A 25,679-nucleotide genomic window follows, 5' to 3' on the forward strand; every position below is an offset into this window, starting at 1 on the left:
TACCCCCTATCAATTCGTTTTAGCAGGGAGGTTAATGTTCATCCTATTAATCTTAAATTGAAAATCTAATTTGTTATAAGGGCTATAACAAAGTCGACTTGTTACTTTTACTTATGCTCACCATACTCAAGCATACACTGTTATGTCGGGTTGATGATCACCATGAGCAATAAAATAACGCCAGATGGAATTCGCGTATGGCAAGGTTATCGCAATGAGTTGTACCGTAACGATATTAATGGTTTTTTGGAAAAGCTTGGAAATATATTTATTCCCGTCACGGTACAATTGATGACCCCAATGGGATTACATATGTACTATCCGTCCATTGTTCCGCATTCTGTGTCACCCCGCTCCCGTGTCTTGCCTGATGAAGTGGCCTTGGTCGGCTATCCTTCCCAAGATGTTTATACAGCAGCCAGCAGAGGTTCCGTTGCGGGGCGATCTTACGGTGCGCTTCATAGTACCGTCTTCAATTTTTCCGCGTCAGATATTCCTGCAAGCACGTCTGAATTTCCTGTTCGTTATCAAGGCAGTGCCTCTTTTGATTGGAATGTTCCATTGTATTTTTCTGGGCAAGCGATTGATTGGAAGGGTTTAAATGTAGGGGTGATGATGTGGGAGTGGGCAGAAGGAGAGAGCCATCTCAGTGCGACAGCGTTACTTGGCTTGTGTGCCGACACAATAAAAAATGACGCGAACACCGTTGAAATTATCACCGTGCTTCAGCATCAATATGGGGTGCTCTGGTTTGCCGCGAGCGCGTCTGAATTCCCACAAGAGATTGTTCACCTGTTGACGCGAACGCAAAGCACATTGGTGTTGAAAACGTTTCATCACCTCACTCACGTTGCCCCACTTTTTTGCGAAAAAGATCTGGGAATAAACGTCACTTCTGGTCAAGCGCTTGATGTTCGCTTATCGCAATAATTATTTTTCAACATGTAATAAAAATACGATCGTTTTATTTTTATTGAATGCCGTTTTTAATGTTGTTGCATATTAATTCTGGCTTTGATAATGAGAGATTGTAAAAGGTAAATACGAAACCCTTTCTAAATTTCTTTAATACTATGATGAATAGGAGTTAATGATGAGTGAAAGCACTCTGGTTGATGTGAAGGTATTGCCTGACACTAACGTTATATTGAATGTGTTGTCCGAGGTTCATCCCCCCACTTTTTGTGATAACGCCATTGCTAGTGCCAGTATTGATATCAATGGGCAGTCGTTTTCAATATTTATTCAAGAGGATGCAGTCAGCCTTACTCTCTGTAAAAGCTATGATGCTTCCTCCGGTGCCTATTTTGTCGATGACAAGACGATCACGCTGGAGCACCCCGTTGAAACGTTAAAAGGCTTTTATTTTGGCGGCCAACCTTGGCTTATCTGCTATCACTCAGACTCTGAATACGCGCAATGTTACCGCATCAATACGACAGAATTGACCTTGGAGAAAAGTGTTACAACGCGTGTGGGGACAGGTTTTACGACTATTACCCCGCTTTATTATCGTAATGATGTGTTTTTCGTTGCCTACAACAAAAACACTGGCGCGGTGGCGAAGTATCAAATGATGTCGCCGGCTTATTCACCGCTTTATTGTCAGGTGAGTTGGTCTGCTACCTGGGCGCAAGGCTGGACGCGGTTTGCTTTCTTTCGTTTAGGGGGAGAGAACTTCTTCATTAAAACCAACGAAAAATACAACAAGGTGAACATCGATCACTTCATGGACAGCATCGATCTGGGTTCTCACCCCGTGCTGAATGAATCGGCGACGCCACTCATGTTGGGATTGTCGGATGTGCAGACCTTCTATGACACCAATAATACCCCGTATTTCTACACCTATCAGCCCGATGGAGGCATGACCTTTAATCGCTTTGATGGTGATTGTAACGGTTGGAAAGTGGCGCTTACTTGCCAGCAAGCGGCAAACAGTTCATTGCGTCATACCGTTCAACTGCCTGATAGAACGCTTATCTTGCTGTGCCAAAACTCATAGGGAGAGTTCATTATGTCTCGTTACACCGATGCCCATACTACTCCTCTTATCGATCCTCTTCTTACACCCCGCCTGTCCCAGAAGCCGCCTTCTGCTTGCGCTGACATACCCTTACCTGTGGTGAACTGGCAAGCGATTGATCAAACTGCACCAACACGGCTTGACGGCGACCTCAACGCAAATGCTGTACCTAATGCTGACCTGATCCTTGTCACTTGGACATCGGCCGAATGGTCCGCGCTAGATCATGTCATGCTGAACAGTTCCACGCCGCGCGCGTCTGACGATATTGCATGGCGTCAGAAATGGTTTAGCTATTTCAACGACGACACGGTTAACACGTACAGTGAAGATTCAACCAACGACCCGCTGTTCCATTTTCAACTGGTCGGGATCAGCAATACGCTCGGCGAGCAACAACGGGTGTTGTTGGTAAAATCACAGGTGCATCTGGCGCATCCGCCTTGGATTGCGGGTTTAGAATCCATGCTCGATACGCTGTTCGCACGCACTGGCGCGAAACGTATTGTGTCAACAGGTACGGCGGGTGGTGGCGCTATCACTGACATGTTAGGTGCTGCCATCGTGACGAACATGGCACAGATTAATTTAGAGAAGCCAGAAAATGACACCTGTGGGTATAACCATCAAACGTTTCGCTGTGAAACCTGGTTTCCTTCTGAGGATTTATACCAGTTAACGCAGCAATCCTTGATGTTTGCGATGGACCAAGTCTGGAATGCCGCGACCATTGCCGACGCCATTGAGGAACTGAATCAAGGTCAGAATGAAGGCGCGGGTGAAACGCCAGAGGCGAGCAACGCAAGCGCATCGAATGACACCTACCACTATGCGGATTTGATCAACGCCCCGCTTTCTCCTGACAATCTCACCCAAGCACACATCAAAGTGGCAAAGGATCAACCCCTGCTGACCACGGATTTTTACTACATTGAAGAAACCGAACGCAGCAGCCCATATTGTTTTCTGGAAATGGACGATGCGGTGATTGCCCATCAAGCAGAAAATGCGGGCCTTGAGTATGCCTTTATCCGTAATGTCTCTGACCCTATCGTGACGACGCACACTGCCTCGGGAGCGCCTATTCCTGAATCAGTACGCGGTAATTGGTCGGGGATTGTTTACAGCCGTTGTGGGTTTTACAGCAGCTTTAACAGCGTTCTAATGAGTTGGGCAGCGATTGCAGGTTCTCACTAACACCGTACTTTCATCTCGCCTAAAACAACCACGCCACTTGAATTGAATAGGATTCAAGTGGCACGGTTTGGCTTGTCGCATAGACGTTTAGGCTAGGGATACTTTGCCAGTTTACCTGCGATTTTGCTGGCTTTGCCTGAAAGCAAACAGTGATCGGCATTGTTGGGAATCGGGTCAGTCACCACTTTCGCGCCGATTTTGTTGAGCCCAGCGACAGTGGAAACGCAATACTGGCCGTAGCCACCGATGCCAGTAAGATACGCGCCGTAGTTAGCTTTATCACTGGTCACTGTGGTGCAGTTAACACTCAGTCCCGAAATGGTGTCGCCGTCACCAGCAACGTGCACGCCACTCCCGTTTTTAAACGCGGTTGCGCTGCATTTGCCTGCGCGGATCACTAACCCGGTTTTTAATGTCGCGCCCAAAAGCGCATCGTCGGCTGATACGGATGACCCGGTTTGGCCGTTACAGCCCAAAATAGAAAGAATGAGAGTGGGGATGAGGGCTTTTATCAGCATTGAACGGTTAATGTATATCATCTTATTGTTCTCCTAATGCATTCGCCGAAGCGGCATTCGCTTTATCATTCAGCTTTTGTAACTCAGCGAATCCGTCAACGGCTTTACTTAATTGAGGCTGACTTGCGGGATGCAAACTGATTGATGCGCGGCATCGAGGACAACTAAACGCGCGACCAGCCAATAACAAGTTCAGATCAAAATGAATACTCACGTGGCAATCTGGACACGGTATTTGATTTCGCATGGCAATGTTCCTTAGAAAATAGCCCAGTAAAATAAAATTGGTTGCTAATGTTATTTATTAAACTGGGCGATATTATTTTTATATAATGAAATGTAAGAATAGATTTTAATAGATACCTTTAGACCTATTTACTATGAGTCATCAGCTTTCTTTGATGAACCGATTGTAATTGGACTAATACTGTTAGAGAAGGCTTGAATAATTGTGGTGACACCTTGAGGTAAAGGTAATTGTCCCGCACCAACACTCACCGTATATTTCGCGTTATTACTTTTTTGATAGGTGGATTTCTGGCTAGACGCCGATTGACTGTCATGGCTAATACTGCCTTTCACTTCAACTGACCACCAACCTTCACCCAGTTTAGCGTCGAAACTTCCTTGCTCACTGGTACTGCTTGAGGAGGATTGAGAAGATTCATCAGAGTAACTGGATTTCACTTCCATTTCGAAATCAACTTGTACCGTTTCTACACCCAGCGAATTCAATGGAATAATCGTAAGTAGTGGTACATCAAATTGTGTGGTGACTTGGTCGATACCCACATCCGGTTTTTCACCATCTTTGGCATCCCCTTCTGAAATAACCCCTCGGGTAATTTGCATCGTCACCATGATAGGGGTGAGTGAGGTTTTATCTTTCGTATCCGAGCTTTTGTTAAAGCAAGTATCTAACATGAATTTAGTCTGGGTGACGGCCATCATACTGTTGGCTTGCGCCGCTGCATTCAGCGGGCCGCCAATCAATGAACGCATAGGAAGGCCGGCAAACTGTTGGGCCATCGAGACTAAGGCTGGGCCATTGCTTACATCTGGCATAATATTGCTCCTGATTGTAGGTTAGGTTTTCGGGGTTAACGCCAGCAAAAATCCACTATCCAGGGATCTGTGCTCTGAGTGCTCGGTCATAGCCTTCAATGAGTTTTTTCAGGCCTTCTGGTGGATCATCGGCATGAATCACTATTTCTAATTCAGCCAATGAAGGGGATGATTTATCTGCATTAAATAACCCGCCTTTCTTCGTGCTCGGAAAGGCGATCTCTAATGAGTTATCTTCTTTTACACCCACTTCTAATTCTGTTTTAAATCTCACTTCGCTAATTCTTGGCGCAGTGACGGGAACAATAGTGAGAAGAGGAACATCGACACCCATTGTTTTAATGCCATCCGATGTTTCAAAAGGATATTCAATCGTCACATATTTAGGGCGATATAATGTTCGGTTATCATTTTGAACTGAATTAGGCTGTCCACTTCCTTGCAGATTGCTCTCTTCGTTTGGGATCTGATCAAAAAAACGCTGAAACAATTCTTGGTTCTGGTCTTGTAATTTTTGATTTGCGTTAGCCACACTCAAATGAACGACAGAGACTAACGAATCTAAATTGATCATGATTTCACCCTTTTGTTTCCTGTTCGATATGATGAAATTATTAGGGAGGCGTATTTAATACACAAATCGGATATGGAATATGAGGTATAACAGCTTGGAAAAAATGCGGTAATAAATACTAGGAGGAATGTATAAAGTGAAAATGTTGAAATGGCAGGATGATTTTTTATTCATTGTGAAGCGTTATGTTGCATGAAAAATATGCTGTTCATAGACGCAGTGATACAGAAAGGGTTTTCATTCGTTGATGGCTATTAATGTCATCAAGGTGCGCGAAGAAGATAAGGCGCCTCCGTAAAAGATGGCACCTTCATGTCGTGATTACGCGCTATTTATCTGACCATACAGCAAATTCGTTGCCACTTGGCTCCACGAAATGGAAGCGTCTGCCGCCAGGGAAATCGAAGATGGCTTGCACAATTTTTCCGCCAGTTTGGCGAACATTGATTTCAGTTTGTTCTAGGGAGTCGCTATAAAACACAATCAATGCGCCACCTTTACTTGGTTCTGAATGCATGTCTGCGCGGTAGAAGCCGCCATCAAGACCCACATCAGAAAAGGCGGTGTAATCTGGACCATAGTCAGTGAAAGTCCAGCCAAAGGCTTCAGAGAAAAAGGATTTGGTGGCGAGTAAATCGCGGGCTGGAAATTCAACGTAATTGATCTTGCCGTGTTGATGCATCAGTGCACTCCGGTGATATGGTCAATGCGGTGGGTCCAACTACCCGAACTGACAACCGCAATGCCTCTGCTAATTGACGGAATCTATCTTAATGGAACGCGCGCTATTTCATTGAGATCAAAGGCGCTTTCTAAAAAAATACACCTGTGAAAAGTGCGGGTAAACCTTCATCACGTGAAATCAATCGAAGCTGTCCGTGATACAGCAGCAAGTTGCAGTCGGAACTGGGAATGAAGGTAAAGAAAACCAGTGATATAACAACATTCTAGCAACACGTAGACGCAAGAGTGCCCGTCAGGCACTCGCTAACGTGTCTGTTTAACGGACATTCTCACTTTTGTCTCATCGTTCCTCACTGAAAGACGGGCTAGGTGACTGACGTTTGTGAGGCGTGTTTCTTGCGGTAGGCAAGGGGGCTTAATCCGTTAATTCTTCGAAAATGACGGCTGAAATTCGCGAGGTTGTGAAAGCCAACAGTTTGGCTGATGTCGGCGATGGTATCGCTTGTATCACTTAACAGCACGCAGGCGCGCTGGATACGCACACGGTTTACAAAATCCGTGAATCGATGACCTGATGACTGATGAAAAAAACGTGAGAAATAGGATTCGGTCATGCCGAGCTTGTCAGCCAACGTTTTGAGGCGTATCGGCTGTTGGTAGTTCTGCATCACGTAGTCGACGACTTCGTTTATTCTGCTTTGTACTGTGCCGGGTTCTTTGACTTCTGAGGCTGGCATGTTGGAAAGCAAACGGGTGTTGCGCTTGCTGAGGTAGTCAATAAAAGAGAGGAAATGAACCAATCTGGTCACTCCTTCGCTTTCCCTGACTTTTTGGAAGCATTCGACGGCATTGTCGAAAGGCACATCGAGGAATTCTATCCCCATTTTTGCTTGTTCTAATAAGCGGCCAAACTGAGCGAGCTCAGGAAAGGATTTGGCCGCTGTATAAAACAAATCTGGCTTGAACAAGATCACCATGTCGCGCAATTCGTGGGTTTCACCAGGCTTTAGCGTGCTCTCCCAATTGTGAGGGAGCCAAGGGCCAACAAGGGTAAGTTGGCCGGGGGAAAATGGCCCTAAGTGATTACCTATCATGGCTTTGCCATTCGTTTTCACGATCAGGTGGAGTTCATACTGTTCATGCACATGCCAGTGAATACTATGATGAGGCACACCGTGTTCTTTGTAATACACGGACTCGTCGTTGATTTGGATGAACTCCCATACGGGATCTTTGGTGTTCGGCTCTGCCATTAAATGCTCCTCTTGAAGGGGGCTATACCTGATAGGTTTTTAACCATATGTTGGTGCAAGTGCCGTAAACAACGCCGTAAACTTAGTGTGTTTCTCAGCGTATAGTTGATGCCTTTTGGCATTGGGTGTGAACGTTTTTTCTATTGCGGGAGAGGGGCACACCGTGTCAATAGAGTGCGTGGTGTGGCTCAAAATCGCAAGTCGCGCCGCCCCCAATGCAGGCCCCGTTTCTGCGCCGTCGTATTTGTGAATAACAAGATTCAACACGTCTGCGAGCATTTGTAGCCAATAATCGTTTTTCACACCGCCACCGATTGCACCCAATGAGGACAAATGCGTGTTGGCATTTTCAAGCGCGAGTAAGCAGTCTCTAAAGCTGAAGGCTATCCCTTCTAGTATTGCTTGTGTCATGTGATTTCGCGATGTGTGCGCCGTTAATCCTTCAAAACTGCCTGTTGCAAACGGGTTGTTGTGCGGGGTGCGCTCGCCATTGAGATAGGGCATGAAAAACACAGGACGATGCAGATCATCTGCGGCTTCTGCTTCGCCAAGCAATTGCTCGATGGACATGGACGTGATGGATGAGAACCATAGCAACGGACTCGCGCCATTGAGCAAACAGGCCATATGGCACCAACGATCAGGCAAAGCATGCGCAAAAGCATGAATGTAGCCTTGAGGGTTCGCACTGTGCTGCGCTTTGGCGACAAAAATTTGCCCCGATGTACCAAGAGAAAGAAAGGCATCGCCTTCATTGACCGCGCCAATACCAATACCGCCAGCAGAGGCATCACCCGCACCGCCTGCAACAATGACGTTGGTAGACAGCATCAAGCGCTTGGCTATGTCAGGCAGCAGTGAGCCACTGATTTGGTTGCCTTCGATGAGGGTTGGCATGTGGTCACGCGTGAGGTGGCAAGCGCTGAGCAGGTCATCATCCCAATCGCGTGCTGCTTCATTTAGCCACAAGGTGCCTGCGGCATCGCTGACATCGGTGCAACACGCTCCTGTGAGCATCAAGCGCACGTAATCTTTCGGCAAGATGATCTTGTCGATACGCGCGAAGATATCTGGCTCGTTATCATGCAACCACAGTAGCTTGGGTGCAGTAAAACCTGGCATGGCAGGAACGCCTGCGCGATAGCCAATGTCTGGACATAGACGGTTGAGATCTGCACTTTCTTTATGGGCGCGGCCGTCGTTCCATAAAATGGCGGGGTAAACCGGCTCTTGGTTGCTATCAAGGCAAACTGCCCCGTGCATTTGACCGGATAATCCTATGGCAGCGACATGCTGCCATAGGATTTCATTGCGCTCACGGAGTGCGTCGAAACAGGAGAGCGTACCGTGCCACCAAATAGAAGGGTTTTGCTCATTCCACAATGCCTGGGGAGAGTCCGTGCCGTAAGACGCCGAGCAACTGTCCAGCACTGTGCCATCGCCGCTCACCAGTAACACTTTGACGGCGGAGGTGCCGATATCAATACCCAGATACGTGTTCATGAGCTAGCTCATCACATTGCCACCGTCGACGTTGTACGTCTGGGCGGTAATGTAGTCGGAAAGGGGAGAGGCAAGGAACAATGCCATGCCCGCGATGTCATTAGGAACACCCATGCGACCTAAAGGCACTTCTTCGCCAACGAGTGTTTTTTTCTCCCCAAGAGGGCGGTTTTCGTATTTAGCGAACAGGGCATCCACGCTGTCCCACATTGGGGTATCTACAACGCCAGGGGAAATCCCGTTAACTGTGATGCCATGTTCTGCCAGTGCGAGTGCGGCGGATTGGGTGTAACTGATCACTGCAGCTTTTGTGGCGCAATAATGCGCGACCAATGCTTCTCCACGACGCCCCGCTTGTGACGCCATATTGATGATTTTTCCGCCGTTACCTATTTCAATCATGGCCTTCGCGACATCTTGCATCAAAAAGAACATGGCTTTGACGTTCACCGAAAATGCGAGATCAAATTCTTCCTCAGAAGCATCCAATATCGGTGCCATGTTAAATATAGCGGCGTTGTTGAACAGCACATCAATGCTGCCGAACTGGGTCAGAGTTGAGGAAACCAAACGTCGGCGTGTGTCAGGATCCGTGATGTCTCCATGTTGGTATGTCACTTTATCGCCAAATTTATCAATAAGGGCGGACACGCCAACCGACGGCTCAATAGGAAGGTCGGCAATCACACATTTTGCGCCGCTGGCGAGATAGGCATAGGCGACGGCAAGCCCAATGCCACCATTCGCGCCCGTCAGTAACGCGATTTTGCCTTGCAATGTAGGTTTGCCATGAAGCTCTAGTGACATTGTCATCAGTATTGCTCCTGATATGCGTCCATTGTGATGGCGATTTGTCTTTTTAAAGATTCACCAAATTCTGGGTATTGTTTGTTCAGACCTTGCCAAATATCAGGATCACTTAAAAACGCACCCACGGGATCTTGTTGGTGCATCCACATTTCGGCTGTTGATAGGTAAGGGTCTTTGTAGCTAAACACTAAGCGGCCCGTGATCTTTAGCGACAAGAAACAATACCAGTGCGCAATCAATATGATTGCGGATATCGGAAAGTGTCCACGGTCGAGGCTTAGCTTGAGCGTGGGCAAAATAAACTGCGGAAACTTGCTGATACTGTCCATCGCGATGCGCTCAATGGAATCCGCGATATACCCATTGCTGAAACGAGAGATAATAATTTGGCGATAGGATTCCAAATCAAAAGGGCGATCGTCTATCGTCGGGATAACGTCTTTTTGATGGTAGGCCTTTAGCCACCCATTGAGTTCGTCATCATGAATATTTTGGTCGAACGTCTGGTAACCTCGCAACGCCCCGACGTAAGACAGCATAAAATGCCCGCCGTTTAGGATTCGGATTTTGGCTTCTTCAAAGGCATGAACATTCTTCGTGAAAGTCACTCCCACGGCATCGAGCGCTGGGAAGGCGTTCGCCAATTTGTGTTCAATGACCCACTGCTCGAAATCCTCTCCTAGAATAGGGCATGCATCCTCTTCACCGCGTTGTTGTTGGATCTCGTGAGACAAGCTTGCTGGCGGCACAGGGGTGATCCTGTCAACCATGGAACACGGGAAGGTGACATTGACGTCCATCCACTGTTTGAGGTCTGAGAGTTGCGCTGCTTCGGCAAATTGACCGAATGCCTTTGCGAGGCGATGACCATTGTCACGCAGGTTATCGCAGGTCGCGACGGTGATTGCACCGTTGGCCATGCTCTGGCGTGCTAACAGAGCCAATGCAAGGAAACCAAACAAGGTTTTTGGTTGACCGCTTTGTTGTTTTATCACCGTGATATCGTTTGCCACCTCTGGGTGTGACAGGTTGACGTCGTCGGTATCGGTCAGGTAGTACCCGCCTTCCGTCACGGTGATGGTTAACGCTTTTACATTGTCGTCGTTAAAGATGCGCCCGATCACTGAAGGGTCTGCAGACGCGTCTTCCACACGGTCGATGCTGCTGATTTTGATGTATTCAGCATCACCATTTGGCGCAATACGTTTAAAGTGGTATTGGCCATTTTGAGCGCGTAGCGCATCTGGAATAGCCCGCGTCTCTTCGCGTAAATTCACGTCTGTGTAATACCAACGCTCGCTTTCTGGCAGCGTGTCGTTGAGCAACTGAAGGTAATAAGCTTGATGGCCTCGGTGAAACGCACCAATGCCAAAGTGAACGAGACGCTTGTGGTCAGACATGGCTCACCTCACCGTAAATATTGGACGCTTGTTCTGCGTTGTCGAACAAATACACGCGCTGTGTATCTAGCTTCACGCCGACGGTCTCTCGTAATTCTGGTGTGTATTTAGGATCGGCCCGCACAACGACAGTGTTCCCACTGAGGGTGCGGATATACGTGAGGGTTTCACTGCCCAATTGTTCGATTACCTCCACATCGCCTTTCAAATCGCCATCTTCAGGGTCACAGAAAGAGAGGGATTCCGGGCGGAAACCGATAGACGCCGAGGCGGTTGCACGCTCATCAAACATCGCGGCTGGTAGCGCTGTGCGTGCATCTTCGTTGAAGGTGATCTCCAATCTCTCGCCGGATGCAGCCACATTGTTCACGGGCAGCACGTTCATTTTTGGCGTACCGATAAAGGTGGCGACAAATTGATTGGCGGGCTGGTGGTAGAGCTCGAGCGGTGTGCCGATTTGTGCCACTTCACCTTGGCTCATGATCACGACCTTGTCTGCCAGCGTCATGGCTTCGATTTGGTCATGGGTGACATAAATCATCGTGCTTTCAAGTTCTTGGTGCAGGCGTGAAAGCTCGATACGCATTTCCACGCGCAGTGCGGCATCAAGGTTTGAGAGGGGCTCATCAAACAGGAACACTTTCGGGTTACGAACAATCGCACGACCAATGGCAACACGCTGGCGTTGACCGCCTGATAAGGCTTTTGGCTTACGATCTAAAAGCGCATCCAGTTTGAGTGCTTTCGATACCTTGGTGACCTTTTGTTCAATTTCGTCTTGTGGGCGTTTCGCCAATTTGAGGGCGAAAGACATGTTGTCTTTCACCGACATGTGGGGGTAAAGCGCATAGCTTTGGAACACCATTGCCACGTCGCGTTTTGATGGGTGAGTTTCAATGATGGACTCACCGTCCAATTGAATGTCGCCTTCAGAAGACGACTCTAAGCCTGCAATCGTGCGAAGTAAGGTCGATTTGCCACAACCTGACGGGCCAACAAAGACGACGAATTCGCCTTTTTTAATCTCAAAATCAATGTCCTTGAGCGCAAGAACGTCACCGTACTTCTTATATAAATGTTTGACTTGTAAGTAGCTCATTTAACAGCCCCAAAGGTTAATCCCTGAACCAGTTGTTTCTGACAGAACCAACCAAGAATGATAATAGGCGCACACGCCAGCGTGGATGCGGCTGACAGTTTTGCCCAGAACAAGCCTTCCGGACTTGAGTAAGTTGAAATCATCGTCGCGAGCGTGCCCGCATTGGCAGAGGTCAGGTTGATTGACCAAAATGCTTCATTCCAGCTCAGTACAATCGAGAGCAGCGCGGTGGATGCGATGCCACCGAGAGATAACGGGATCAGCACGTGTCGGATTTCCCCTAACGTGTCAGCGCCATCAAGACGCACAGCTTCTAGGATGTCACGCGGGATATCTTTGAAGTAAGAGAACAGCATCCACACCACAATCGGCAGATTGATCAGCGTGTAAATGATGGTCAGCGCAAACGTGGTATCGAGTAACCCCGTCTTTTGGCAAAGCACATAAATGGGCACCAACACCCCAACCGCAGGCAGCATTTTGGTGGACAGCATCCACAGCAGCATATCTTTCGTGCGTTTCGCGGGGTAAAACGCCATGGAGTAGGCCGCAGGAATCGCAATGATCAGCGCCAATATGGTTGAGCCAAACGCGGTGATCACAGAGTTTGTCGCAAACTTCAGGTAATCACTGCGCTCTTGCACAATACCGAAGTTCTCCACGGTCGGTTCGAAGATAAAGCTTGGCGGCACGGAAATCGCCTGTTGTTCTGTTTTGAACGCGGTGATCAGCATCATCAAAATGGGAAAGAACACAATCAGTGCAATGGCCCAGCAAATGATGGGACGCAACCAGCCAGTTTGATCGATAAGTGAAACGTCTTTAGCCATGATGCCTCCCTATGCCACTAAGTTTTTTCCGATCGCACGTATCAAAAAGAACGCGACGATGTTGGCGAGAATGACGGCAATTAAGCCACCGGCGGAAGCCACACCCACATCGAATTGCATTAACGCTTGCGCAAAGATGAGGAAAGCCAAGTTGGTCGATTCGTAGCCCGGGCCACCGCCCGTGGTCACAAAAATTTCTGCAAAGATGGACAGCATGAAGATGGTCTCAATCATCATCACCACCGCAATAGGGCGCGCCAAATGGGGCAGGGTGAGATAACGGAACACTTGCCATCCGGTTGCGCCATCCAGCAGCGCGGCTTCTTTTTGTTCGTGGTCCATCGATTGCAATGACGTGATGAATATCAGTAAGGCAAAGGGCATCCATTGCCAACTCACCATGGTAATGATCGAGCCAAGCGGGAAGGCCGTGAGCCAATCTATGGGCTCTAACCCCACGCTTTCCCAAAGCGCTGCCAGTACGCCATAAACGGGGTGCATCATCATGTTTTTCCAGATTAAGGCGTTAACCGTCGGCATGATGAAAAAAGGGGAAATCAGCAAAACGCGTGCGATGCCGCGGCCAAAAAATGGCTTGTCTAATGCGATAGCAATCAGCAATGCACCAATCACAGTGACAACCAACACCATGCCGACGAGGGTCAGTGTGTTAATCAATGCGGGCCAAAACGCGTCGTCGGTGTAGAAGAACTCAAAGTTCATCGACCCGATAAAATCATTCTCTCCGGGATACAGCAGGTTATATCTGATGGTTGAAAAATAGATCGTCATGGAGAGAGGAACGATCATCCAGAGCAGCAAGCTGACAAAGGAGGGAGCAACCAACAGTCGAGGCAACCATTTTTGCATGAGCGACTACCAAATAGCGGAAGATAAGAAGCCGGACAGCGCACTGTCCGGCAAGAGGGATTTACTTGTAGTAGCCTGATTTACGCATTTCACGGTCGGCAGACTTGTTCGCACTTTGCAGTGCTTTTTCTACCGTTGTTTTGCCCGCCAGTGCAGAGGAAAGCTGCTGTCCTGTGGCAATACCAATGGCTTGGAACTCAGGGATGGCAGCAAACTGAACGCCAATGTAAGGGCTTGGGTTCTGTGTGCTGTTGCTTGGGTCAGCAGAGTTGATGGCGGCAAGTTCTGCTTCTGCAAATGATGCTGCATCAAGGAACGCTTGTGTTTCGTAGGTAGATTGACGAGTACCTGTCGGTACGCTTGCCCAACCGTTATTTTCGGCAACCAGTTGGATGTACTCTTTTGACGTTGCCCATTTCACGAACTTCTCAGCCGCTTCCGCATTTTTCGTTGCAGATGGAACAGCGAGAGCCCATGCCCAAAGCCAGTTTGCACCGCGGTCAGTGACTGCCACTGGTGACTGTGCGAACGCCACTTTGTCGTGAACTTTGCTTTGTTTAGGGTCTGTGATGAAGGATGCGGCGATCGTTGCATCAATCCACATGCCACATTTGCCTTCGTTAAACAGAGCGAGAATTTCATTGAAGCTGTTTGAGCTTGAACCTGGAGGACCGTAGCTGCTGAGAAGGTCAACATAGAAGCTAACAGCGTGGTTCCACTCCGGTGAGTTCAGCTGTGGTTTCCAATCTGCGTCAAACCATTGCGCGCCAAACGAGTTAGCCATGGTGGTCACGAACGCCGTGTTGTCACCCCAACCTGGCTTACCGCGTAAACAAATGCCGTAAACGCCGTTATCTGGATCATGAATGGCCGCTGCAACATCGCGAATGTGGCCCCATGTGGCGCGATCTGGCACTGTCATGCCGGCTTTGTCTACAAGGTCTTTGCGGTACATGACCATGGAGCTTTCACCGTAAAAAGGTACCGCGAAAAGTTTGCCGTCCACGGATAAACCCGCACGCATTGCTGGCAGCAAATCGTCGGCATCATACGCCGCGTCGGTTTTGATTTCGTTCAACCAACCTTTTTGGCCCCAAATTGGGGTTTCATACATACCAATCGTCATGACATCGAATTGGCCGCCTTTGGTGGCGATGTCAGTGGTTACACGTTGGCGAAGAACTCCTTCCTCTAGGGTCACCCAATTGAGTTTGATGTCAGGGTTTTGCTTTTCAAATACTTCGCTAAACTTCTGCATTTCGATCATGTGACCGTTGTTGACCGTGGCAATGGTCAATTCTGTCGCCGCATGGGCGGACATGGAGAGGGCGGTACAGCATGCAGCAAAGGCAGTTAACGTTTTCCTTGTAGACAGCATTTTTAGTTCCTCATGGTTAGAAGATGCTCATTAGGGGTAATTAACATCTGTGCAACAATGAAAGTACAAAAAAAGGCAAGAGTGAAGAAAAGCGGTGTAGAAAAGTACTTTTCTTCATGAGGAATGATGATTTTTTTACTTCATGTGAAGTGTGGAGTTTGAAAAGTTAGGCGATGTTTGGTGTGAGCTGCCTGCTTAAGAATACAGTGATTTTTTGGCTGAACGCCCTTCTTAACGTGTCCTCACGCTGGACAATCGCTTTTTCTCGTATGAAGAACGCTGGCCTGCAGCCAAAAACCATGGTCATCATTGAATTGCCACGATTCTGTCATGCCACTGTCACCAAAAATCGAAAAAGTAGCGACCCTCAACGGAAGTTAACGGAGTAACCTCATGCGTACACAACACGCTCTACTATTTTCATTGCTGGCGGTGTCTGTCAGCGCGGGTGTTCATGCTGCTGATGCGGCGTCGTTTCATCGTATAAGTGCATTTTCTACGGCAAACAATATTCCTCCTCATCTTGAGAAAACGCATGAAAGTTCTGCAGAAATCATTGCCGCAAGTGAAGATGGCAACACACTTGTGTATTCGGATAGCCCGCTGAAAGGCGTTGGGATTGTCGACATTACCAACCCGAAAAAACCGCAAGGTAAGGGTTTCATTACCTTTGACGGCGAACCGACATCCATCGATGTTGTGGGCAACACCTTTGTTACCGCTATCAACACCTCTGAAAGCTATACCCAACCGTCGGGCTACCTTGCCCAGCGTGATATAAACAGCACGCAATCACTCGCGACATGTGATTTGGGCGGGCAGCCTGATTCCGTTGCCGTGGCAAAAGACGGCAGCTTTGTGGCCGTGGCGATCGAAAACGAGCGCGATGAAGACTTAAACGACGGTGTGTTGCCGCAATTCCCTGCGGGGCATTTGTCGTTAGTGCCATTGAAAAACGGCGTGCTGGATTGTGACAACCTAACGCGTGTGGCAATGACTGGGCTATCGGACATTGCACCGAACGATCCAGAGCCTGAGTTTGTTGACATAAACAGCCTTGGCGAAGTGGTGGTAACGCTGCAAGAGAACAACCATATCGTGCTGGTGGACGGCATAAAAGGCGAAGTGATGGCTGACTTCAGTGCAGGCGCAGTAGACCTCACGAATGTGGATCTAGACGAAGAGCGCGCACTGACATTCTCTGGTACTAAATTGGCGGTAAAACGCGAACCGGATGCGGTGAAATGGCTCGACGATCAACGCTTTGTTACCGCCAATGAAGGGGATTACGAAGGTGGGTCTCGCGGCTTTACGATCTTCGACAAGCGCGGCAAAGTGTTGTTTGAATCCGGCCTTGATTTTGAATACCGCGTGGCATTGGCGGGGCACTACCCAGAAAAACGCTCAGGCAACAAAGGCGCAGAGCCTGAAGGCTTGGAAGTCGCGACCTATAACGATCAGCGCTACATCTTCGTGATGTCAGAGCGTGGCTCTGTGGTGGGCGTTTATCGCGATACAGGCGCAGCACCTGAATTTGTTCAGCTGCTGCCATCGGGCATTTCACCAGAATCTGCGGCGGCGATGCCAAGCCGCGGTTTGCTCGCCACGGCGAACGAGAAAGATTTGATTGAAGATGGCGGCGCGCGTGCGCACGTCATGGTTTATGAAATCAGCAATGAAGCACCTGCTTATCCGCAGATTGAATCTGTGATGGTAGACGGCAAGCCTATCGGCTGGGGCGCGTTGTCGGGTTTGGTGGCAGATCCAAACCATGCAAATAATGCAAACACGCTTTATGCGGTGAACGACAGTTTCTACAAAGCGCAGCCTTCAATCTTTGTGATTGATGCAGCCTCGACGCCAGCAAAAATCACCAAACGCATTCCTGTCATGAACAACGGTAAACCTGCTAAAAAGCTCGATCTTGAAGGCATCACAACAGATGGAAAAGGCGGCTTTTGGCTCGCCTCTGAAGGGCGCACTGACAAAAGCATCGCCCATGCGCTCTACCGTACTGATGCAAACGGCAACATCGTTGAAACGGTGAATTTCCCTGCTGAGTTAATGGCCGTTGAAAAACGCTATGGCGCGGAAGGCATTACCCGTGTTGGCGATAATCTCTGGATTGCGATTCAACGTGCCTGGAAAGATGACCCAGAAAACACCGTGAAACTGGTGCAATACAACACCAAAACAGGAGAGTGGGGCGCAGTGCGTTACCCTACCGATGCAGCTGCGACGGGCTGGGTGGGCTTATCTGAAATCACCGCTCATGAAGGCGCGCTTTACATCATCGAACGCGATAACCAGATTGGCGAGGCGGCGAAAGTGAAGCAGCTTACCCGTGTAATCTTGGCAGATGCGCAACCCGCACCGCTTGGTGGTGAATTGCCAACGGTGCGCAAGAAAGTGGTTTACGACTTCTTGCCGGATCTGAAAGCGCAAGGCGGTTACGTTACCGACAAGATTGAAGGCTTTGCCATCACGAAAGACGGTCGTGCATTTGCTGTAACAGATAACGACGGTGTGGATGACAGCAGCGGCGAGACCTTTTTCTTTGCCCTTAAGAAAGAGGGCAAGGTGCTAGATTTCGCCTCGATGCGTCCTTAACCCTTATTCACTCGCCACGCATGCCGTGTGTGGCGAGATAAAAATTTGTCTGTTCGTTTTTCATGTCTGGGACAGACAAAAAACGCCAGCGTTAGCTGGCGTTTCCCTTTTTGACCTACCCATAATGTCACTTTATGCAGGCTGGAATTATGGCGAAATCGGCGTGAATTGACTCATCAACCGCCATGACGATGACGCATAATTTGTGGTGAGGGCAGAGCCTTGATTCACCCAGTAATGCTCTCGGTTAAACATCGCAGTTGGGTGATATTTCGGCAGTGTTGAGGCCAAAGGATACTGTCGACCAAAGCCGCTTTTTTGGGTCGCTTCAAGCACATATTCTTTGCCTTTGTAAAACATGACGACCCATGCGTGACCACCACCATCGTAATCGCCAATGACGACGCGCGCGTCATACCCCAATTCAATCAGCCAATCTGCCAATAAAATCGCGTGATCCTCACAATCCCCCGACGGATAGAAATACGACTGCTTGCTTGATTGCCAGACTTCCATGTTCCCCTTGTATTGCTCGTGGTCATACTGATATTTCTTTTTACGGGCAATGGTCAACATGGGAATGAGCGGGTTATCTACCTTGAAAGGCAGGTAGCCTTCGAGGTAACTGTGCGTCAGGTGAAAGTCGCCGTTGATGTCCGGTGCAAGCGACGTGAATTCACCGATGCCTCGTTCACTGAAGCTGTAAATCGCGTACTTTCCTTTGAGCTCATTTTTCCATTTCTGAATTTGGTATTGGGTGATGTACCGATTGTTCGGGATGACCTTTAGCTCGCCTCTGCCACCAGAAAACGCCACCTCTTTCTCGGTTAACGTGTTCTGCGATTTAGCCATCAACTGCTTGGTTTCATCACTGATCGCATCTTTCTTCTCTTGCAGAAACCCAGAGAGAATAATCAGTCCGGCGACGAGGGGAAGCACTTTCACCATACCCATGGTTTAAGAGCGAAACCCGAAAGCAACAATCACGGCGACAAAGATCAAAATGGTGGAGGCGAAAATGGCGACAGCCACATTGCCTTTTTTCATTTCTTCTTCGATATTCACGCTTTTCAGCAGCTTTTTGTCGACCCACAGCAAGGCGTAAACGCCAACGAGCAGAGAAATGATGGTGTAAATCAGGTTGATGGAAAGGTTAAGTACAGAGGCGATGAAAAATTCGCTACCCATGTTGTGATGCTCCTTGCGACATGTCGTTGTTCTGTTCCCAATGACGTTGCACAACGTTCCTCGTTGTGTGGCCAATATGAGAGTCGGTAATCAAGTTGTTTGGGTATCAAGCGTAACGGTTTCGTCGTGGAGAGACGAATTTCACCGTCGAGCTTGAGAATAGCGTCAAATCATCAAGGGTAGCGGTGAGCAAAATTGTGAATACCGTCTTTGATTTAATCGCATCGCATGGAATGGTTTGGTGGCGACGTGTTGGGATAGTAAAAGTGTTTGAGTATTAACAGTCGTAGACGTAGTGCCAAAGTTCGAGGTGATTGCCATTCACCAACGTGCCGTTTCTTTCTTTGTGGCGAAACACAAACCCCGCTTTTTCGAGCACACGCTGAGAGGCGTAATTTTCTTTGGTGACTTTGGCAAGTACATAAGGCGTAGCCAGCTGATGTCTGCTGATATCAAGCAGTGCCGCCACTGCCTGTGTCGCGATACCTTTGCCAACATGCGCTTTGCAAACGCGATAGCCGATTTCGACAAAATCAGGGCGGATCGTATGAATGTTCGCACGCGCAACAATCGCTGTGCCCTGATAAATCACATACATTAAATGCGACTCGTCGCCTTGGGTCTGTACGAGCTTTTGCGTTGCTGACACGAGCCCAACACGGTCGAAATAGCGCGTTGGCCGAGGGGGAATATGTTGTTCAAACCACCCTTTATTGCGGCGTTCAAAATCCAATAGCGCATCGCAATCTTTCATGGAAAGAGGTGAAAGGGTGATGGGGTGCATCTGACGATTCCGTTGTACGTTTGAAGACGTGCTTTTTACATTGTAAATCGCGCAGTTAAGACGATCGAGCGCCCCTAGGTTCATTCATCTTTGGCGACGTGCCGTTTCAATGAGTGAGTGCGCAGATGAGCGTTTTTTACCTCAAACACCATGGTTGTTGCGCTAGAAAAACCGATGATGGGCTTGAGAAACGCAAAGTGTTCAACCTTGGTGGCGAGGAACCCTTTGGACTCATACAATTTTTTTGCGCGTGGATTACTGTCGATTACATCAAGGCGCACGGTGTCGAAACCCTTGTCAGCGGCGTGTTGAATAATGGCATCAAGCAGGGCGGATCCCGCGCCGAACCCACGATGATTCGCATTCACCGCGATGCCATCCATCACCAATTCTTTTGGTTTTGCTTTACGTTCAAACAGGCTGAGAATGAGGCATGCCCATAACCCGCGAAGCGTTCCTAGAAGACGAATCAAGCCATCGGCATCCATACCGCCTGTCAGCGACCCTTCTGGTGTTTGAAAACCCGCAATACCAATGATGCGATCGTCACGACGTACTACATACGAAAAGTCGGGTTGAAAGCTCTCTGCCAGCATCTCCATACGTTTCGTTTTGTCTGAAATGGCAACGGTGAATTTTGCACCAAACGCTTCTTCATACAAAACCGCGACGTCATTGGCTTCTGACATAAACCAGCCGCGTTCGATATCAATCTGTGTGTTGGTTTTTTCCACGTTTTATCCCTAGGCATGTCGCTGCGTCGCGTGGGCAGCGTGGCTTCGCATCATGCGTTCAAACTACCACGTTTGTCTGAAAATGACAGACCGCTGCCAACCTTACAAAAATGTATAGTTCAGGAAAACTCCTCGCAAGATGACTTGAGTAAAGTGAACACATCGACAGGGACATCACCTTGTCTGGTTAATACCAATAACGAGGAAACCACCATGAAAAAGTCATCTGTTTTTAAGCCTGCTGCAATGTCCACCCTACTTGGTATGAGCGCCTTGATGGCAATGGGAACAGCGTATGCCGGCGACGACGCACCAAAATCCATGACGGAAGATTCTGTCTCTCTGCTGCAAGCGATTGAGTTGGCAAAAACCAACACAGGCGGCATCCCAATGGAAGCTGAGCGTGATGTCGAAATGGGTCAATCTTTCTATGAGATTGAACTGGCGGGTAAAAATGGCGAATCTTTCTACACAGTGATTAACAGCAACACTGGCGAAGTGATTTTGAACAGCAACAACCGCCGCAAGCATGGTGATGATCACCACGACAGCGACGACCAGCTTGAAAATGCGCTCTGGTTATCTGGGCTGAATAGCGGCCAATACCAATCGCTAGAAGACGTGGTCAAGCAAGCGGAAGCCGAGCTAAGTGGCAAAGCGTACAGCGTTGAAATTGACGAGCACCGCGGCAACTACGTGTATGAAGTGAAACTGGTGACAGCGAACGGTCGCACGGTAGAAACTGAAATTGATGCAATGACGGTGGCGAAGTAATCATCGGTTATTTGAGTAATGACTGACTATTCAAGTCAATAAAATGGGGTGTTATTTCCAACACCCCGCTAAGGAGAAGACCATGAGTGAATCAAATATGTATTCGAATATGTGGGAACGTGCAAAGGACCTTTCGAAAAATGTGCGTGAAAATGGATTGCAAGCTTTAGGTGGTGTTGTTGCTTTCTCTCTGTTTTTTATGATGGGACTGGTTACACTAGGTGCATGTTTATTTGCAGGTATTGCCGCCATTATTATGATGAAGTGGCAACAACGCAAAGCCGCGCAAAATGATGTCGCGAACCCGACTGACGAAAGCGCACCAAATGATCCAATCGTTGCGGCGTAAGCCGCAGCGTTTTTTTAGAAGAGAGAACCGACATGCGCGTGTTACTGGTTGAAGACGATGTCAGTCTGAGCAGTTTTGTGGAAAAAGGCCTGCGAGAAGCGGGCCATCAGGTCGAGATTGCCGACGACGGCAAGTACGCGTTGACACTTTGCATGACGGAACAATTTGACGTGGCGATCGTTGATCGCATGCTGCCTGGCCTTGATGGCTTGTCGTTAGTGAAGGCGCTAAGAGCTGCGCAAATTGGTACACCTATTTTGTTTCTTACCTCCCTCGGCGGTGTTGATGATCGCGTGGAAGGGTTAGAAGCGGGGGGCGATGATTATCTCACCAAGCCCTTTGCATTCTCTGAATTGATTGCCCGCGTGACGGCGCTTTCTCGCCGAGCAGTGCTGACCTCCACCGAAACGAAACCTGAATTGTCGTTTGGTGACTTGGTGTTGAATTTGTTTGAGCACACCGCCACAAGACAAGGGCAACATCTCGATTTACAGCCTAAGGAATTTCGTATTCTTGAGCTCTTTTTGCGCCACCCTGGCCGTGTGATTACGCGTACCATGTTACTAGAGCATGTGTGGGACATTCATTTCGACCCACAAACCAGCGTGGTAGAAACGCACATCAGCCGCCTTCGAAACAAAGTAGAAAAGCCGTTCGGCGATTCGTTGATCCAAACCGTTCGTGGCGCGGGCTACAAACTTGAGCACCGCACCAGTGAGGGCACCAAATGAAGCAATTGCTGAGAGACGCATGGCAGCACAAGTTCTCGATGCATCACATGCTGAACCATCTCCCTACCAAATTGAAAAGCTCGGCCATTCAGCAAGGCATCATGTTTGGCCTTGTGTCCGTTTTTAGCCTTGTTCTCATGGCGACCGTCACCATTCTTTATGTTGATTACGAGCTGAGCAAACAGAACCGAGAAATCGTCAAAGAATCCAAACAACTCGCCATTGGCATTGAGCACCGTATTGATGAAGATCCCATCGAAGATGATGAGATTCTTGCGGTGTTAACGTCGGGCTTCATTCTGGCGGGTGTCTTGGTGTCCATTTTCACCACCGCGATCGTCATCGGCATGAGCCGCTTGAGTCAACAGCGCATCTCGCGCATTGAGCGGGTACTCAGCGCCGCGGCAGAAGGGGATCTTTCCGCCAGAACCGGTGAAGTCCACACCTATAACGACTTGGCGCGCATCTCCGTGTCTGTCGATGAGATGCTGTCTCGCCTTGAAGGCTCTGTGGCAGCCATGAGTGACATTTCTTCCAACATCGCCCATGAACTCAAAACCCCGATTACCCGCCTTCGCCATAACCTACTGACGCTTCGTCAGGATGTGGATGATTCAGAAAACGGCATGGACGAAAACCAAATTGCCGAACTCGATCAGGCGCTGGTGGATTCACAACGCTTAGCGTCTATTTTTGATGCCTTGCTGCGCATCACCCAGATTGAGTCTGGCGCACGACGCAGCCGATTTACTGACACGGATTTAACGCAAATCGTCGATACGGTGGCAGAAATTTATGTCGATGTTGCCGAAGATGCCGAGATGCAACTGGTGGTAGAAAAACCGTCGCAACCCTTGATGATTCAAGGCGACCGAGAGTTGCTGATTCAACAAGTTGCTAACTTGATTGAAAACGCCCTGAGGTATTGCCCTGCGGGCAGCAAAATCACATTAAGCTGTGGTTTGGATGCGGTAAATAACGACGTGTGGTTGCGCGTGGAAGATAACGGCCCCGGCATTCCAGAGGCGGAAATGGAACGTGTGTTTGAGCGACTATATCGCGTAGACAAAAGCCGCACTGATGGCGGCTTAGGGCTTGGGCTCTCTTTGGCAAAGGCCGTTGCAGGGCTGCACCACGGGACGATCAGCTTGCATCACGCGTCACCCGGTTTAGGTGTGAAAGTGACCATGCCAGCGGCGTAGCGAAGACACACTACCCATCAAAAGAAACGCCCCAGCATTGTCTGGGGCGTTTTTCGTTCTTTTTTGCACTCACTAAATCGTCATGAAATGGAGAGATATTACATAAGCTGTGACTAGTTTATTAGTCAAAAGCAATACCTATTCCATCAGATATTTCTATCAACTTGGTCTAATTCATCTGATTGTTTGATGGATTGAGCCATGCGACCTTAGCGATGCTCTTCAATGTCTATCAACAGGAAAAACGATGAAATTTCAAAACACCAAAGAGGGCTATGGCTTTATCGCCATCGCGCTTCACTGGATAGTTGCTCTTGGATTCTTGGGTGCCTATGTCGCTGTGTATTACCGTCATTGGTTCAGCGAGGGTGAGTTCAGTATGACCGAGCTCAACTCAAACATGGTTTCACTCTATCTACACATGTCTTTTGGCATTTCTATTGCGGTGTTTGTCGTGTTACGCATTCTGTGGAAAATAGCCAATAAAGCCCCCGAAGACGTCCCTGGGGGAAGCCGACTAGAGCATAGTGCCGCCCACGGCATGCACTGGGCACTGTATTTGGCGATGATAGTAATGCCTCTCACGGGCTACATGGGTACAAAGCTAGACACTAACTTTTTCTTTTTATTTGATATTCCTAAATTTAATGACACTGCTTTGTACTCAATCATCGTTGAACAGTGGCTGGCAACAACTTGGGAGCAGTTTGAATCGGTTGTGGATGCGATTCATAAATTTTCTGGTGCTTACCTTGTGTGGTTGCTTATTGTCATGCATGCAGGTGCGGCGGTCTTTCACCACGTAGTGAGAAAAGATGCGGTACTAAAACGCATGGCGCCGTGGGTGAAATAACGCGTGCTCCACATAACGCGGACAAGCAAAGAAAAACGCCCCAACCAAGGTTGGGGCGTTTTTGTTTAAATCTTCCCTTCTTTAAAATCTTTCTGGAAGTAGAGCACTTTCTGCAAGTAACGGCGTGCTTCCCCTTTCGGGTGTTGAGTTGTCAGCGCGTCGTACACTTGTTTCGGTGATTTGCGGTTTAGCTCCACCATCGCGCGTTTGCGATCCGAATGGAAGGTGGCCAATACACCGCCCGTGCCACCGTTATACGCCGAAATCATGCTGAAATGGCGAGACGATGGATTGGTCACTTCGCGCAGGTAACGGGTTTTCAGAATGTGTAAATACGCCGCGCCAGTGTCGATGTTGTTCGCGGGATCAAACAGGTACTCTTTGGTCGGGATCCCCGGTTTTTTCTTCACCAAGTTGAACACGTCGGCACCCGCCGTTTTAGGAATCACCTGCATCAATCCATACGCACCAGCATGGCTTACCGCATAAGGGTTAAAGCTGCTTTCGGTTTTGATCACCGCGTAAATCAGATCTTCAGGAATGTTGTAGCGTTTCGCGGCATCACGCACGATGTGCGCGTATTGGTATTCACGCTGCTCAAGGTGGTCTTTCACCATGTCGATTTGCACGTAATACGCCGTGCCTTTCTTGATGGCTTTAGATTGCAGCTTGTTATCAATCAAATGGTCGGCAAAACGGTTCGCGCGCCATTCCCATTCAATCGCTTTACCGTCTTGATCGACCACTTGCCCAAGGAAGAAAGGCTTACCTTTTAGGGCGATATTTTTGTCGCTGAACAAGTCGTCGTATTTCGCATCAGCAGGCATCAATAAGGTCTGAACAATGGCCTTTTGCAGTTTCTCTTTTGGCTGATGCTGGGAGATGGTGGACACATAAATTTTACCGGCATCAAAATCGATGTGCGCACGCGTCGCATACCCATCAAGGTATTTCACATAACGGTGCTTGCCCGATTCCACATACTCATCTTCGCCCCACTCTTTCTTGGCTTCTTTCGCCAAATACGAAAACAGCGCCGCAATCGCTTTTTGGTCTTTGTCTGGCGAGGTGGTGGTGATCGGAGGCTGTGGGGTTGAGCAATCGCACGGTGGTGTTTCCGGCGCGGACGAACAAGCAGACAAAAGGACTGCTGAAAGCAAAACGAGCGCTTTTCTTGTCATCGGAGTTGAATACTTCTTATAGGAATAGGAGGCTTGGATAGTCGCAATCGTCAAGGCAAAAACGTT

Annotated in this window: 27 protein-coding genes; 9 read left to right on the forward strand and 18 right to left on the reverse strand. The window is 48.6% G+C overall.

What is annotated here, in order from left to right:
- Nucleotides 1-162 precede the first annotated feature (162 nt).
- The 3 genes from BCT27_RS03835 (at nucleotide 163) to BCT27_RS03845 (ending at nucleotide 3,223) form a co-directional block, all read left to right on the forward strand.
- Complete coding sequence (locus BCT27_RS03835; RefSeq protein WP_133153370.1) at nucleotides 163-930, forward strand: hypothetical protein; 768 nt, start codon at nucleotides 163-165, stop codon at nucleotides 928-930.
- Nucleotides 931-1,093: 163 nt separating this feature from the next.
- Entirely contained in the window at nucleotides 1,094-2,005 is a 912-nt protein-coding gene (locus BCT27_RS03840; protein WP_102395080.1) for a hypothetical protein, read from the forward strand.
- Between the two features lie 12 nt (nucleotides 2,006-2,017).
- Nucleotides 2,018-3,223: a hypothetical protein gene (locus BCT27_RS03845; RefSeq protein WP_102395081.1), complete on the forward strand. Its 1,206-nt coding sequence runs from the start codon at nucleotides 2,018-2,020 to the stop codon at nucleotides 3,221-3,223.
- Nucleotides 3,224-3,315: 92 nt separating this feature from the next.
- Here the strand turns inward: BCT27_RS03845 and BCT27_RS03850 are convergent, their stop codons facing one another.
- The 13 genes from BCT27_RS03850 to BCT27_RS03910 form a co-directional block, all read right to left on the reverse strand.
- The gene (locus tag BCT27_RS03850; RefSeq protein ID WP_102395082.1) at nucleotides 3,316-3,762 is read right to left on the reverse strand and encodes a hypothetical protein; all 447 of its coding nucleotides are present in this window, start codon (nucleotides 3,760-3,762) and stop codon (nucleotides 3,316-3,318) included.
- A 1-nt stretch (nucleotide 3,763) separates the two neighbouring features.
- Entirely contained in the window at nucleotides 3,764-3,988 is a 225-nt protein-coding gene (locus tag BCT27_RS03855) for a hypothetical protein (RefSeq protein WP_102259879.1), read from the reverse strand.
- Nucleotides 3,989-4,119: 131 nt separating this feature from the next.
- Nucleotides 4,120-4,806, reverse strand: coding sequence for a DUF2589 domain-containing protein (locus BCT27_RS03860; RefSeq protein ID WP_102259878.1), 687 nt, complete (start codon nucleotides 4,804-4,806; stop codon nucleotides 4,120-4,122).
- Between the two features lie 55 nt (nucleotides 4,807-4,861).
- Nucleotides 4,862-5,380 (reverse strand): DUF2589 domain-containing protein, encoded by a 519-nt coding sequence (locus BCT27_RS03865; RefSeq protein WP_102395083.1) that lies wholly within the window; start codon nucleotides 5,378-5,380, stop codon nucleotides 4,862-4,864.
- A 328-nt stretch (nucleotides 5,381-5,708) separates the two neighbouring features.
- Complete coding sequence (locus tag BCT27_RS03870; protein ID WP_017015119.1) at nucleotides 5,709-6,062, reverse strand: VOC family protein; 354 nt, start codon at nucleotides 6,060-6,062, stop codon at nucleotides 5,709-5,711.
- 367 nt (nucleotides 6,063-6,429) lie between these two features.
- On the reverse strand, nucleotides 6,430-7,317 hold the full coding sequence (locus tag BCT27_RS03875; protein WP_017010887.1) for a helix-turn-helix domain-containing protein: 888 nt from the start codon (nucleotides 7,315-7,317) through the stop codon (nucleotides 6,430-6,432).
- Between the two features lie 39 nt (nucleotides 7,318-7,356).
- Nucleotides 7,357-8,820: a xylulokinase gene (xylB, locus tag BCT27_RS03880; protein ID WP_102395084.1), complete on the reverse strand. Its 1,464-nt coding sequence runs from the start codon at nucleotides 8,818-8,820 to the stop codon at nucleotides 7,357-7,359.
- 3 nt (nucleotides 8,821-8,823) lie between these two features.
- Entirely contained in the window at nucleotides 8,824-9,633 is an 810-nt protein-coding gene (locus tag BCT27_RS03885) for an L-iditol 2-dehydrogenase (protein ID WP_102395085.1), read from the reverse strand.
- Entirely contained in the window at nucleotides 9,633-11,030 is a 1,398-nt protein-coding gene (locus tag BCT27_RS03890; protein ID WP_102318120.1) for a mannitol dehydrogenase family protein, read from the reverse strand. The genes BCT27_RS03885 and BCT27_RS03890 overlap by 1 nt, the downstream gene beginning before the upstream one ends.
- Nucleotides 11,023-12,129: an ABC transporter ATP-binding protein gene (locus tag BCT27_RS03895; RefSeq protein WP_102395086.1), complete on the reverse strand. Its 1,107-nt coding sequence runs from the start codon at nucleotides 12,127-12,129 to the stop codon at nucleotides 11,023-11,025. The genes BCT27_RS03890 and BCT27_RS03895 overlap by 8 nt, the downstream gene beginning before the upstream one ends.
- Nucleotides 12,126-12,959: a carbohydrate ABC transporter permease gene (locus tag BCT27_RS03900; protein WP_017010892.1), complete on the reverse strand. Its 834-nt coding sequence runs from the start codon at nucleotides 12,957-12,959 to the stop codon at nucleotides 12,126-12,128. Before BCT27_RS03900 ends, BCT27_RS03895 begins: the two co-directional genes overlap by 4 nt.
- 9 nt (nucleotides 12,960-12,968) lie before the next feature.
- Nucleotides 12,969-13,829 (reverse strand): carbohydrate ABC transporter permease, encoded by an 861-nt coding sequence (locus BCT27_RS03905; RefSeq protein ID WP_017010893.1) that lies wholly within the window; start codon nucleotides 13,827-13,829, stop codon nucleotides 12,969-12,971.
- Between the two features lie 61 nt (nucleotides 13,830-13,890).
- A complete protein-coding gene (locus BCT27_RS03910; protein ID WP_017010894.1) occupies nucleotides 13,891-15,207 on the reverse strand; it encodes an ABC transporter substrate-binding protein in 1,317 nt (438 codons plus the stop codon).
- Between the two features lie 393 nt (nucleotides 15,208-15,600).
- Between BCT27_RS03910 and BCT27_RS03920 the strand changes: the two genes are divergently transcribed.
- The gene (locus tag BCT27_RS03920) at nucleotides 15,601-17,817 is read left to right on the forward strand and encodes an esterase-like activity of phytase family protein (protein ID WP_102395088.1); all 2,217 of its coding nucleotides are present in this window, start codon (nucleotides 15,601-15,603) and stop codon (nucleotides 17,815-17,817) included.
- 147 nt (nucleotides 17,818-17,964) lie between these two features.
- On the opposite strand, the gene BCT27_RS03925 is transcribed toward BCT27_RS03920, so the two are convergent.
- The 4 genes from BCT27_RS03925 to BCT27_RS03940 form a co-directional block, all read right to left on the reverse strand.
- Nucleotides 17,965-18,771, reverse strand: coding sequence for a transglutaminase-like domain-containing protein (locus BCT27_RS03925; RefSeq protein WP_017010896.1), 807 nt, complete (start codon nucleotides 18,769-18,771; stop codon nucleotides 17,965-17,967).
- Between the two features lie 3 nt (nucleotides 18,772-18,774).
- A complete protein-coding gene (locus BCT27_RS03930) occupies nucleotides 18,775-19,005 on the reverse strand; it encodes a DUF350 domain-containing protein (protein WP_017010897.1) in 231 nt (76 codons plus the stop codon).
- Nucleotides 19,006-19,282: 277 nt separating this feature from the next.
- The gene (locus BCT27_RS03935; RefSeq protein WP_102395089.1) at nucleotides 19,283-19,789 is read right to left on the reverse strand and encodes a GNAT family N-acetyltransferase; all 507 of its coding nucleotides are present in this window, start codon (nucleotides 19,787-19,789) and stop codon (nucleotides 19,283-19,285) included.
- An 80-nt stretch (nucleotides 19,790-19,869) separates the two neighbouring features.
- Complete coding sequence (locus BCT27_RS03940; RefSeq protein ID WP_102395090.1) at nucleotides 19,870-20,523, reverse strand: GNAT family N-acetyltransferase; 654 nt, start codon at nucleotides 20,521-20,523, stop codon at nucleotides 19,870-19,872.
- 213 nt (nucleotides 20,524-20,736) lie between these two features.
- On the opposite strand from BCT27_RS03940, the gene BCT27_RS03945 reads away from it, so the two are divergent.
- From BCT27_RS03945 to BCT27_RS03965, 5 genes are all read left to right on the forward strand, one after another.
- Complete coding sequence (locus BCT27_RS03945; protein WP_102395156.1) at nucleotides 20,737-21,297, forward strand: PepSY domain-containing protein; 561 nt, start codon at nucleotides 20,737-20,739, stop codon at nucleotides 21,295-21,297.
- Nucleotides 21,298-21,379: 82 nt separating this feature from the next.
- Nucleotides 21,380-21,646: a hypothetical protein gene (locus BCT27_RS03950; RefSeq protein WP_102395091.1), complete on the forward strand. Its 267-nt coding sequence runs from the start codon at nucleotides 21,380-21,382 to the stop codon at nucleotides 21,644-21,646.
- Between the two features lie 32 nt (nucleotides 21,647-21,678).
- Nucleotides 21,679-22,377: a response regulator transcription factor gene (locus BCT27_RS03955; RefSeq protein ID WP_102318127.1), complete on the forward strand. Its 699-nt coding sequence runs from the start codon at nucleotides 21,679-21,681 to the stop codon at nucleotides 22,375-22,377.
- Entirely contained in the window at nucleotides 22,374-23,579 is a 1,206-nt protein-coding gene (locus BCT27_RS03960; protein WP_102395092.1) for a sensor histidine kinase, read from the forward strand. The genes BCT27_RS03955 and BCT27_RS03960 overlap by 4 nt, the downstream gene beginning before the upstream one ends.
- A 247-nt stretch (nucleotides 23,580-23,826) precedes the next feature.
- Nucleotides 23,827-24,432 carry a cytochrome b gene (locus BCT27_RS03965; protein ID WP_102318129.1) on the forward strand — a complete coding sequence of 202 codons (606 nt, stop codon included), beginning with the start codon at nucleotides 23,827-23,829 and terminating at the stop codon, nucleotides 24,430-24,432.
- 65 nt (nucleotides 24,433-24,497) lie between these two features.
- Here the strand turns inward: BCT27_RS03965 and mltC are convergent, their stop codons facing one another.
- Nucleotides 24,498-25,613 carry a membrane-bound lytic murein transglycosylase MltC gene (gene mltC / locus BCT27_RS03970; RefSeq protein ID WP_102395093.1) on the reverse strand — a complete coding sequence of 372 codons (1,116 nt, stop codon included), beginning with the start codon at nucleotides 25,611-25,613 and terminating at the stop codon, nucleotides 24,498-24,500.
- Nucleotides 25,614-25,679 lie beyond the last annotated feature (66 nt).

Source organism: Enterovibrio norvegicus (genome assembly GCF_002876705.1).
In the GTDB taxonomy this organism is placed as follows: Bacteria; Pseudomonadota; Gammaproteobacteria; order Enterobacterales; family Vibrionaceae; genus Enterovibrio; species Enterovibrio norvegicus_B.

What these genes read in the sequence shown, in the direction of transcription:
- BCT27_RS03885 (WP_102395085.1), bottom strand. Translation starts at nt 9,633, where the DNA reads ATGACAATGTCACTAGAGCTTCATGGCAAACCTACATTGCAAGGCAAA.
- BCT27_RS03935 (WP_102395089.1), bottom strand. Translation starts at nt 19,789, where the DNA reads ATGCACCCCATCACCCTTTCACCTCTTTCCATGAAAGATTGCGATGCG.
- BCT27_RS03840 (WP_102395080.1), top strand. Translation starts at nt 1,094, where the DNA reads ATGAGTGAAAGCACTCTGGTTGATGTGAAGGTATTGCCTGACACTAAC.
- xylB (WP_102395084.1), bottom strand. Translation starts at nt 8,820, where the DNA reads ATGAACACGTATCTGGGTATTGATATCGGCACCTCCGCCGTCAAAGTG.
- BCT27_RS03850 (WP_102395082.1), bottom strand. Translation starts at nt 3,762, where the DNA reads ATGATATACATTAACCGTTCAATGCTGATAAAAGCCCTCATCCCCACT.
- mltC (WP_102395093.1), bottom strand. Translation starts at nt 25,613, where the DNA reads ATGACAAGAAAAGCGCTCGTTTTGCTTTCAGCAGTCCTTTTGTCTGCT.
- BCT27_RS03905 (WP_017010893.1), bottom strand. Translation starts at nt 13,829, where the DNA reads ATGCAAAAATGGTTGCCTCGACTGTTGGTTGCTCCCTCCTTTGTCAGC.
- BCT27_RS03845 (WP_102395081.1), top strand. Translation starts at nt 2,018, where the DNA reads ATGTCTCGTTACACCGATGCCCATACTACTCCTCTTATCGATCCTCTT.
- BCT27_RS03920 (WP_102395088.1), top strand. Translation starts at nt 15,601, where the DNA reads ATGCGTACACAACACGCTCTACTATTTTCATTGCTGGCGGTGTCTGTC.
- BCT27_RS03860 (WP_102259878.1), bottom strand. Translation starts at nt 4,806, where the DNA reads ATGCCAGATGTAAGCAATGGCCCAGCCTTAGTCTCGATGGCCCAACAG.
- BCT27_RS03895 (WP_102395086.1), bottom strand. Translation starts at nt 12,129, where the DNA reads ATGAGCTACTTACAAGTCAAACATTTATATAAGAAGTACGGTGACGTT.
- BCT27_RS03955 (WP_102318127.1), top strand. Translation starts at nt 21,679, where the DNA reads ATGCGCGTGTTACTGGTTGAAGACGATGTCAGTCTGAGCAGTTTTGTG.
- BCT27_RS03930 (WP_017010897.1), bottom strand. Translation starts at nt 19,005, where the DNA reads ATGGGTAGCGAATTTTTCATCGCCTCTGTACTTAACCTTTCCATCAAC.
- BCT27_RS03835 (WP_133153370.1), top strand. Translation starts at nt 163, where the DNA reads ATGAGCAATAAAATAACGCCAGATGGAATTCGCGTATGGCAAGGTTAT.
- BCT27_RS03945 (WP_102395156.1), top strand. Translation starts at nt 20,737, where the DNA reads ATGAAAAAGTCATCTGTTTTTAAGCCTGCTGCAATGTCCACCCTACTT.
- BCT27_RS03865 (WP_102395083.1), bottom strand. Translation starts at nt 5,380, where the DNA reads ATGATCAATTTAGATTCGTTAGTCTCTGTCGTTCATTTGAGTGTGGCT.
- BCT27_RS03900 (WP_017010892.1), bottom strand. Translation starts at nt 12,959, where the DNA reads ATGGCTAAAGACGTTTCACTTATCGATCAAACTGGCTGGTTGCGTCCC.
- BCT27_RS03925 (WP_017010896.1), bottom strand. Translation starts at nt 18,771, where the DNA reads ATGGGTATGGTGAAAGTGCTTCCCCTCGTCGCCGGACTGATTATTCTC.
- BCT27_RS03890 (WP_102318120.1), bottom strand. Translation starts at nt 11,030, where the DNA reads ATGTCTGACCACAAGCGTCTCGTTCACTTTGGCATTGGTGCGTTTCAC.
- BCT27_RS03855 (WP_102259879.1), bottom strand. Translation starts at nt 3,988, where the DNA reads ATGCGAAATCAAATACCGTGTCCAGATTGCCACGTGAGTATTCATTTT.
- BCT27_RS03960 (WP_102395092.1), top strand. Translation starts at nt 22,374, where the DNA reads ATGAAGCAATTGCTGAGAGACGCATGGCAGCACAAGTTCTCGATGCAT.
- BCT27_RS03870 (WP_017015119.1), bottom strand. Translation starts at nt 6,062, where the DNA reads ATGCATCAACACGGCAAGATCAATTACGTTGAATTTCCAGCCCGCGAT.
- BCT27_RS03875 (WP_017010887.1), bottom strand. Translation starts at nt 7,317, where the DNA reads ATGGCAGAGCCGAACACCAAAGATCCCGTATGGGAGTTCATCCAAATC.
- BCT27_RS03910 (WP_017010894.1), bottom strand. Translation starts at nt 15,207, where the DNA reads ATGCTGTCTACAAGGAAAACGTTAACTGCCTTTGCTGCATGCTGTACC.
- BCT27_RS03950 (WP_102395091.1), top strand. Translation starts at nt 21,380, where the DNA reads ATGAGTGAATCAAATATGTATTCGAATATGTGGGAACGTGCAAAGGAC.
- BCT27_RS03965 (WP_102318129.1), top strand. Translation starts at nt 23,827, where the DNA reads ATGAAATTTCAAAACACCAAAGAGGGCTATGGCTTTATCGCCATCGCG.